Raw genomic sequence first — 10,536 nt, 5'->3', positions numbered from 1 at the left:
TTCTTCCCCAGTAGTGGGCGCAGCCACAGGCCTCCATAACGACTTTACAAGGCGGCATATTTTGAATGGTTTCTTTCAACTTCTGACGGTTCACCCGGCGTGAAAAACAGGGCTTGCCGTGCTTATCGACAGCGAGTCATTGAAACACGTTTTTAGCCAGTTCAATAGATAATGTGCTAACTTGATTCATGATGGATGCTCCTGTTAACTGTAAATATCACTCTCAGTTTGGCGCATTGACGCCGATTTAGGAGCGTCCATCTCAATCACCCATTCCTAAATTACACAAAATAGCGCACTCACATTTACCCAACAAAAACCCATAAAAGTAACAAATAACGCTGGGTGTCCACGTATTTCATTTCAACTGAAAATGCTCATCCGTAAAGTCTAATTTCTGAAAGTTTTCGCTTATTTATTTGCAGTAGCGCTTGTATTCATTTCCTATGAAACTGAAACAGATAAGACTGGGTGTCCACCTATTATATAAAAAGAAAGTGCCAGGTTTGGACTTGACAAGTACAATCGGTTGTGAATCTTCAAAGCCGTCAGTACACCTTTGCTTTTTATAATAAAGAAGGCGTTCTCTGAACGCCTTCTTTGAATGAGTTCCACCCTAAATTACTGATTGAGGTTAGGTGTTATCATCTCCTTTGAACCTTCGTCTACCAGAAAGAATTGCGAAATAAAAAAGGCAAAACCCAGATACCAATACAGTTCCCGCTCCATTCGGCAAAACTTTTGTTACCAACAAAACTAGAGGTGTGACGGCTCCGAGATAACAGGCAAATAAGTATGCCGCCCTGCTTCTCAACACCGATAAAACTACCCTGAGGATACACATAGCTGCTATCGTAATAAGAAGTGTGATCATGCTGAGTGTTCCTTAATTGAATTAGTTCCGACCAGACCTGACATTTCGATTTGAAAAATTGAGAGTTACCCGTTTTGATAAAGGTGTCGAATCTTTGTTCAAAACAACTAAGGAGTAACTCTCATGTTACATACTAACAATCCAATCATTAAACACAAAGCTGGTTTGCTAAATCTGGCCGAAGAGCTTGGAAACGTATCCAAAGCCTGCAAAGTGATGGGCGTATCGCGGGATACATTTTATCGATATCAAGAACTCGTTGATGAAGGCGGTATTGATGCACTCATCGATAAATCACGCAGAACTCCAAACCTAAAAAACCGTGTAGACGTAGAGACTGAACAAGTCGTTTGCACATATGCACTTGAGTTTCCAGCTCACGGTCAAGTTAGAGTCAGCAATGAGCTAAGAAGGCAAGGCATATTTGTTTCGGCCAGTGGTGTGCGTTCAATTTGGCTGCGCCATGACTTGGAAAATTTTAAAAAGCGCCTTAACGCGCTAGAAGCTAAGGTCGCGCAAGAAGGCATTATTCTCACGGAGTCCCAAGTGACAGCCCTTGAGAGGAAAAAGCAGGATGATGAAGCCTGTGGAGAAATTGAAACGGAGCACCCCGGATACCTTGGGTCACAGGATACTTTTTATGTCGGAAATCTAAAGGGGGTTGGCCGTATTTATCAACAAACTTTTGTTGATACATACTGCAAAGTCGCGTTTGCAAAGCTCTACACCACTAAAACGCCGATTACGGCAGCGGATCTATTGAACGACAGAGTCCTGCCTTACTTCGAGCAGCATGAGTTGCCTTTGCTAAGGATCCTCACTGATCGCGGAACTGAGTACTGTGGCAAGGTCGAGCACCATGACTATCAGCTTTATCTGGCTATCAACGACATAGATCATACCAAAACTAAGGCGATGTCACCGCAGACTAATGGTATCTGCGAACGCTTCCACAAAACGATACTGCAAGAGTTCTATCAGGTGACATTTCGCAAAAAATTATATAGCTCTCTGGAAGAGCTTCAAAAGGACCTGGACGAGTGGATAAATTACTACAATAATGACCGAACTCATCAAGGAAAAAAATGCTGTGGCAGAACGCCACTTGAAACATTATTAGATGGGAAATCGCTCTGGGCTGAAAAGAATTTAGCCCAAATCTAGACTGACAATCACCGATTGAAAAACGGGTAACTGTCAGGTCAAGTCTGAGCTAGTACAATTTTTATCGTTTTTATTTCCTCTGACAAAAGGGGTGACATGTTGCGCAGGCACCAGATGTGCTTTATGACCCGCTTTGATACACATTCTTCCCCAGTAGTGGGCGCAGCCACAGGCCTCCATAACGACTTTACAAGGCGGCATATTCTGAATGGTTTCTTTCAACTTCTGACGGTTCACCCGGCGTGAAAAACAGGGCTTGCCGTGCTTATCGACAGCGAGTCATTGAAACACGTTTTTAGCCAGTTCAATAGATAATGTGCTAACTTGATTCATGATGGATGCTCCTGTTAACTGTAAATATCACTCTCAGTTTGGCGCATTGACGCCGATTTAGGAGCGTCCATCTCATCACCCATTCCTAAATTACACAAAATAGCGCACTCACATTTACCCAACAAAAACCCATAAAAGTAACAGATATCAATAGGGGTCTGTGGTTTTGAGAACAGAGCTCACTGGATATCTGTGTATTTCATTTTTTCGTACGTTTTTTGTCAGAAAAACGGGTGTAACACTAAAATGCACTACAACCGCTACTTAACGAACCCATAATAAGAACAGATAACGTTGGGTGTCCACGTAGCTGCGCTCACTACATTTCTACGTTTTCTTAGGTTAACGCTCCACAGAAGTCTCTACCATTTGGCAAAGACAGCACCCAAGGTTCTATGGTTTCAGAGGTAAATATCTCAAGTTTTTTCCCTGTGGACAACTCAAAGACTGGGTCTATTGCAATTTGCCCTCCTTGCACCGAAACCCCTATGACCTCGGCATCTAGGATTTCTAGTATCTTATCTTCAACCCCTTCATCCCAACAGGCAAAATCAACCGCTCCATTTGAGATTACCCGCCACGCTCCCAAGGTATGAAAACTCCAATTTTCACCACTCATGGTCAGCACATCCCCGTTCCAAGAGCTAAAAGAGACCTTCAATGGAAGGTGTTGCTGCACTTCTAATATTATTTTTTCAATCATAAGTCTTGCTCTACATGAGTTCTTGAACGGACAAACTGTTTACGCTCGGCCTTTGTTAGCCCTCTAGGGGGTTGCGGGGGTTTTCCTGTAAACGGATTAACAGGCTCTCCGTTTTTGTTTGTAAACGAAGCCCTTCGACCTGCGTATTTAGTGGGTTCCATGGTTCGCACAATGCCGCCATCTGGCATATGGTGCTTGATGCCTTTCCCATCTGGGAGCTTTTCTGATGGCATATTGCTAAAACTCTGCCTCATTTTGGTTTGGCTTGTTGAAACGGTGGTTCCTCTTGGCCCAACTATGAAGTCGGGGCCTTTCTTGCCAGCAGTGAGGGCTTCACCAGCCTTATCTGCCGACCTTGCTATTTTAGCTGCGCCAGCAGCATTTCCGACAAATGGGACCATTGCTGCCGTTGATAATGCAGCACCTTCATAGTCACCCCTAACTACGGAAATTCCCGCATTAGCGAAGTCAGCTATCTCACCAAGAATCGGCACCATGCCGGCAACATCAAGCCCTGCTTGGATGGTATCCCAGATTCCCCATCCACTATTTTGGCTTTGGTTGTTACTATTACTCGCCCCAATACTCTCCTGCGACCCAAGGTTAGATGTAACACTCCCACTAAGCATATCAATATTTGCTACTAAACCACTGGTACCGTTGAGCTTTATACTGTCCACCTTGATGAGTGTATCGCCCCCTTGATCAAGATAAACGCTACCATTATCCATTTTGATCAGCTTATCACCTTCCCCCATATCATAGCTCATTGCATCACCGCAACCCGGGGCTGAGTCACCACTGACATCTGCGCCTTTTGACTGACATGCTGACGAATATCCAGTTGGATCTGTGCCGCCCAGCGGGTTGTTCATTATATACGAGTACGGATTGATCGACTGCGAGTTACCCGGACTTTGAATGACCGGATCCACCGACATAAACCGGCCCAGGTTGTAGTCATACACCCGGCCATTCATGTGGATCAGCTCTAAATCATCTAAATGCTCGTGGTCGGTAAATCCGCGTCGAGTTTTAGCTGATTTATAGTCGTTCAGTTGAGCGGTAAATTTAAGGCCGCCTGACGCTGCTCTGGGTTTACCAAACGGGTCAAAGTTTCGCTCTGCTACCACATATCCATCTGCATTGGTGATCAATCTTGCACTGCCTAATCGATCTTTATGGAAATACCGGATCTGCGGCACGCTGCCCGACTTGGACGAAATCACCGCAATATCACCGATATAAGCGCGGGTGGTTGTCTTGTTTCCTTCAACCTCAAGCTCGTAATGCTTACCTGCATAATAACTCGTTACGCTGCCTTTCACCTGCTTAAAGCGCATGTGATCCGGACCATAGGTAAAGCTTGCCGTTATACCGTTTTTGGTGATGCTTGTCGGTTTATCCATTGCATTATAGCTGGCTGCACTCAGTCCATCACCTTTGGTCATATTACCGCGAGCGTCATAACTAAAGCCCACCCATTGGCCATTTTTGTACACACGTTTAACCGCATTAACACCACCGCCGGTGTACCCTGAAACACGATTAGTGTAATCGTACTGAGTTGCGTAATCTGATTTGCTTGTCAGGTTACCCACTGAGTCGTAATTGTAACGGATGGTGGTATAGCCGCCTATTGCATTGCTCTTAAGACGATGCAGATCATCATAGCTATAAGACTCGGTAAACTGGTGCTGTTCACCCAGCTTGCCAGAGGTTACTGACAGTGATTTGAGATTGCCAAATCCATCATAGCCGGTGTACTGAATTGCCAGCAGGTTACTGCCATTTTTATGAGTATAATGCTCCGTCATCTGGCCGCTTTGACGACTGTAGTAGTTGTCCATTTGCAGACCATTACCTAAGGTCTGAGACTGGATTTGGCCAAACACATCACGCGCAGTCACCTGCTGGAAAGTATACCCGCTGGCTTTGTTTTTAACGCCAACCTGATACCCTCGCTCGTCGTAAACGAATTCCAACGTCAGGTTATTAGGGTAGCGCATCCCTTTGGCACGACCATAATTGGCATCGTAATAGGTGCTTGTTGCAAAGGTTCGACCTTCACCGGTTACCGTGTGTACTGTGGGACGGCCCAGGCTATCGTATTGATAGCTATGTGTTACGCCATTGCCTGTCGCATTACTCAACTGACCATAAGCGTGCGCATCAAACGTGTAGTTCAATGTGCTCTCACCCGTTGCTGCTCTTTTAACTACGCGACCTAGCGAATCAACATTGTAGTGAACAGATTTTCCATTGCTGCGCGTTTCTCTTTGAACCTCACCAAACCCGTTATAAATGAAGTCAGTTGCCCCTTGATTAGGGTCATTCACTCGAGTTTTATGTCCAAATGCGTTGTACTTAGCAACAATGCTATTGCCCTTAGCGTCACGTACAACAATCGGTAAGCCAAGGCCATTATATGAATAGCGCGTATAGCCATTTAATGCATCTTTGGTTTCAATCAACTGTTTTCGGCTATCATAGGTCCGGCTCATTTGGCCTAAATGCAAACCATAGCAACTCTCTGACACGTCAATGGTCGTTGTAAAACCATTATAGCGATACTCAGTAGCCATCGTACCGGTAGAAAATGGTGAACACTGCTGATCAACTGTCTTGCTGTCTACACGGCCAAGCTCATCGTAGTTACCATATCGAACGCCATATTTGACCTGGCCATACAGATAAGGCTGTGACTCAAATGATGGATATCCCTGTGCATTAAAGGTTTTATCCTGAAGGATCCAATCGCCGCCCTGATTTTCAACTTTTGTTCGGATGGTACGCCCAAGCTTGTCAATAAAGGCAACCTTTTTAGGCGCGCCTGCTGCAACCGTCAGCACTTGCATTACCGCATCTCTGGGTGCATAAGTCCCCGGGCGTTGTATGGCAGTATAAACCTTTGGAGCTCCTTCTACCTTCTGACTATAAGGTCTTAGATAGCGGTCATAGCCATATTCTGTTGTGACATATTCGCTGGCACTCACCTGCTGATGCACTTTGGTTTTAAGACCCGTCTTCGGATCGGTATTCACCCTTGTTTTATGTCCTCTGGCATTGCTGGTTTCATACACATAATAGCCACTGTCGGCGGCTGATGAACCGTTTGAGGTATAGGACAGAGTTTCAACCCGCGTTTGAGAAGTCCATGCGGCATCATTGTAGACACTGGCTTTTTTGATGACCCGGGTTGGCAAACCATAACTGTTAAAGACGTAAAATGACTCCTGACCTGTCCCGGATGAACCGGTGATCTTAACAGTTCTGGCCTTTCTTGAAGTATGAAAATCGCTAAATTCGGTCGTCAGAGAGGTTTGTACATCCAAAGATCTCTCTCCACCCGCATACAGAATATACGCATCTGTGGTACTTCTTCCACGCAGTGCAGACTTGGTAACGATTTGTCTTGTTAGTTTATTTACCCACCAGTTAGATGTACTAACATCATAGGTTCTGGAGGTTACTACTGTCGTTTCACCATAATGGTCATCGTGCGACTGCTCCGTCCGTTTGATGTTGCCATAAGCATCAATGGAGGTGTTTTTTACCTCGGTTGTCGCCAGTCTGCTCTTTGTTGAAATATCGCGTTTTATTTCAAGACTGGTATTCACATACGGGCTGTATACTTTTGAGAGATTGTGACTCGGGTTATCTGCCCACGTCATTTTTGAATGGCCAATGGCATTACTTTCTGTAGAAAGTAACTTTCTGCCATCGAGCGTATATTCATCAGCAATAAAAGTGGCCTTTGCCTTTAACCTTCCCGCATAGGGGAATTTCTGAAGAAAGTCCGATTGCGTGACCAGTCCACGTGTTACATCCGCTTCAATGATGCTTCTAAAGCCCATAAAGCCGCGACCCTGATTATTAAACAGCGCGCCACGGTAAGCGTACCGGCGTACAAAGTCGCCCCCCACGCCATTATCCTGCTTAAACTCTTTTACCACATACATGCTGGATGTAAAGTTCTGATACCCTGTATCGACCTGTGTATCAGCTTTATAGAGCTTGTTAGCGCCAGAGATATACGTAGAAACTGAAGACGACAGTGGACGATAATCCCACTCACTTTTAAGCCCAATACCATCTGTCACGGAGTGAAGTATGTCGAGAGGTCTATATCGGCTCCCGTTTGTCCCCGAGCCAGTTCCGTAGTTACGGCTAATGTTGACCTTGCCTCTTGCATAACCATAAGGGGTTGAACCCAAAAAGCGGCAATTTGACCCTGCAGGACCACTTGCACATCCATAGTTAAAGACTAAATCAGGCAATCCATCGCCTTGTGCATCGACCATAGCCGACTGACGAACAGAGCCGATAAAGTCGGTATCTGCTTTTACAAAGCCACTGCCTTTTAGCTCCAGCTTGGCAAAGGAATAAATGCTGTGGTCGTGACGCCCATCGATTGACTTGTAGGTACCCGGGCCACTTGGGATCTTCTCATTGTAAATTTCTGTTCCACAGAATTCAGTGACACTACTTCCTCTGAATTCATAGTGGGATACGTTCTGACACGCTTCAACTACAATCCCGTTCGGTATTAGCAACTCCTCTTTGCCGTCAGCGTCGATATCCGCAACCTTAATGGCGTCACCATACTTAGGCAAGTTAACACTTTGCTCGCGTTCCTTATTACCCTCTAAGCCGTAGCTGACTGAATAGTAAAACTTTCGGCTGTACGCGCTGGCATTCATATAAACAGGCGCCGTAAATCGGCCATCTCCCAGGCTGTACCTTGCATATAACTTAGTGCCATTTTGTTTTGGGTTGTACCAGCCAAACCAGTCTTTGAGACCATCACCATTTAGATCTGCAAAACGGTAGAAACGCCCCCAGCCTGAATTGTAGGTAGGAATATAGTCATCTTCATCGTCCCAGTTAACGGTTCTGCTTGTAAAACTCAGCGTTCTGCCATTAGATGTCGTCAGCTGTACGGAACTCAATTTACCCTGGCCGATGTCATTTCGGTGTAAAGACACACGATAAAAATCAGGTATGCCGTTGCCGTCAAAGTCTCCGCCTATCGAATAGGAGGTAGAAGGATTTTCCGAGTTAGATAACTTACCTACGGTAAACAGTTTTTGTTTATAAGACGTGGAATAAGGCGTCGAGAAATTACCACTATGATAGTAAAAATAGATGTAATCATCAGAGTATGTTGCTGTTTTTTCGTAAATCACCAGATCTGGCAGACTGTCACCATTCATGTCGCCGACATGTAAGAAAGAAGACAGCTGAGGTACTTCAATATTGGTATTGATCCGAGTTGATGTACCATTTTTATTGTTTTTATACAGCACTAGTTTTTTCTTAGAGCCTACTGAACCCGCTACAAAATCAAAGTCGTCTGTAAGACCGTCCAGATTGTAATCCGCGGTATCCGTATGACAATTCACCTTTTCGCCACTCGTACCGGAAAACTCGCATTGCGTCATCGGGTGACTATTACTTGTTGTATTACCCTCTGCATCAATAAAGAAACCCGGCCAGTCTCGAGCACCATCACCATTTCGATCGCCATTGGGCAAAACCGATGAAATACTTCGGCCTGTATTAATATTGACAAAACTGCCTCTGATTTCAGGCGCCTGATCTTCCCAATCAAAACGAGTTTTAGGCAAACAGTTAGCGCCCGTAGCACCGTAACACAACTCAACTGAAGACAGCAGATCTACACCCGATGCAAGGCTGGCAACATAGCTAAGCGTATATTCTCTGGTTTGCGTGGTGTTGTGCTTAGTGACAATACGCTTTAGCCGTTGCGTCTTTTCATACATTATGCCTTTGTGGTACTTTCGGGTTGGGTCCAGTGCCTGCTCATATTCGAAATAGATGTTATGCATACCCATGTGTGAGCTGCTACTACCGGTATAGTTAATTCGGTCCAGCAGTTTTTCATTTGTACCGTACTCGACATATTCATAATGAATGAAGTTTTTGTTCGTTGCGTCACGGGTGTAATCAATTAGCCAGGCATAAGTGCCATTGTAAGTTGAGCGAATATCGCGACTATTGGCTGATGCACCATAATAGCTAACATGACCATTTTTGAGCCGGACAACAAAATAGCTTGATGTAGAATTCATTGCGCCGTGTTGCGTAACTTTGGCAAAGCTGTCAATTTCCGTTCTGTATTCAGTGCCGCTTGCGCCATAGCTGCCACTGATAGCCACCAGTCTTTGACCATTCAGGCAAAGGCGGTCGCTCTGATCGTATTGTGGGTTTCGGCTATAGCCATCTTGTGCATAAGTGGCCGGACAGCGTGTAATCGCAGATCCTGCTGACAAAGACCAGCCTTTGCCCGCAATTCCTGAGCCAGAGCGGGAAGAATAATTGAGTGATACACCTGGCTGCATACCTGCACGCCCCGGTGTTAATTCTATTGGTATACTATATGTTGCACCGCCACCACTGACTCCGGCACTCCCTTTAATTGTACCAATATTATCAACACTGGGCATGCTAGAGTTTACCAGCGACGCATTAGAGGGAATGGCACTGGTCACACTTGCATATTGCGTATCAAATATGTTTTGTATCGCGCTGCCAACTGCAATTAAAGCGCATGAGTTGTTGTAACATGCTGCAACTCTTACCTGCAGGTAGCCATTGAATCTGTCATCCAATTTTACAGACAATTCATGTGTGAACAGCAGGTTTTCCCACTGTCCGTCCTCGTTCAAGACCTGAACTGCGTATTTACTGACACCTTTCACGGAAGACCAGGTTAAGTGTTTTTCCCCATTACTTACCGTTAATTGTGCCTGATATTCACTGGCATCCAGCTTTCTGGGTATTATTATCAGCTTACCAGCAACAGAGATAGGGATAAACAGACTTTTAGAACTAGCGAATGCCATTGAGGAAAACGCTATCAGTTGTGTTATGCACAGCAACATAACGAAATGTAGCCTTTTGGCTTTGTTCAAAGCGCTATTCAATGTGAAAAATTCCTTGTTTAGTTACTGAAAACAAACCCTGCAGGTTAAACATTAAGTATTCCTGAACATTCAAAAGATGATTACAGCAGATGTTTTAAAGTACAGAGGTGATTATTCAGATTTATTAATTAATGGGCGCGAAATATACAGCAAAAGCAAAAAACATACAAGAAAACAAGGAAACAGCAAATGATTGGCAACAAATTTTAATTGAACATTAAAAACTGAGATTGATGATATTGAAGTTTGAAGAAAGAGACTATAACAGATTCTGGTTAATCGCCATTTAGTTAACAAAAATCAATATGAAAATTAGCAGAGAGAAGCATGATAGCACTAGGGATAGCAGAGGGGTAGCAGACAGGGGTAGCAGAGACAGGGGTAGCAGACATATATGGACGCTCCAGCGATGTCAAGCCGAGAAGGCCTGCGAGATAGCGCATTTTCGTTATCTCGTTCGTTATTTTACCCGCTTTGCCATGCCTGATGTTTGGTCCAGTCCGCTATAAATG

At 44.7% G+C, this 10,536-nt stretch carries 3 protein-coding genes and 1 pseudogene; 1 reads left to right on the top strand and 3 read right to left on the bottom strand.

The features are described from left to right. The first annotated feature begins 997 nt into the window (after nt 1-997). Entirely contained in the window at nt 998-2,038 is a 1,041-nt protein-coding gene (locus MHN33_RS23585; RefSeq protein ID WP_239401905.1) for an IS481 family transposase, read from the top strand. Between the two features lie 57 nt (nt 2,039-2,095). Here MHN33_RS23585 and MHN33_RS23580 read toward each other — a convergent pair. From MHN33_RS23580 to MHN33_RS23570, 3 genes and pseudogenes are all read right to left on the bottom strand, one after another. After that, nucleotides 2,096-2,371, bottom strand: a pseudogene (locus tag MHN33_RS23580) (IS110 family transposase); the annotation flags it as partial. Between the two features lie 337 nt (nt 2,372-2,708). Beyond that, on the bottom strand, nt 2,709-3,074 hold the full coding sequence (locus tag MHN33_RS23575; protein ID WP_239401903.1) for a hypothetical protein: 366 nt from the start codon (nt 3,072-3,074) through the stop codon (nt 2,709-2,711). Further along, complete coding sequence (locus MHN33_RS23570) at nt 3,071-9,943, bottom strand: RHS repeat-associated core domain-containing protein (protein ID WP_239401901.1); 6,873 nt, start codon at nt 9,941-9,943, stop codon at nt 3,071-3,073. Before MHN33_RS23570 ends, MHN33_RS23575 begins: the two co-directional genes overlap by 4 nt. Between the last annotated feature and the right edge of the window lie 593 nt (nt 9,944-10,536).

The organism is Pseudoalteromonas sp. OOF1S-7 (assembly GCF_022347765.1).
GTDB lineage: Bacteria > Pseudomonadota > Gammaproteobacteria > Enterobacterales > Alteromonadaceae > Pseudoalteromonas.
The sequence above is the reverse complement of the archived record's forward strand: the minus strand, read 5'-3'. Positions and strand labels throughout refer to the sequence as shown.

Coding starts and splice junctions, on each gene's coding strand:
- MHN33_RS23575 (WP_239401903.1), bottom strand. CDS start 3,074: ATGATTGAAAAAATAATATTAGAAGTGCAGCAACACCTTCCATTGAAG.
- MHN33_RS23570 (WP_239401901.1), bottom strand. CDS start 9,943: ATGGCATTCGCTAGTTCTAAAAGTCTGTTTATCCCTATCTCTGTTGCT.
- MHN33_RS23585 (WP_239401905.1), top strand. CDS start 998: ATGTTACATACTAACAATCCAATCATTAAACACAAAGCTGGTTTGCTA.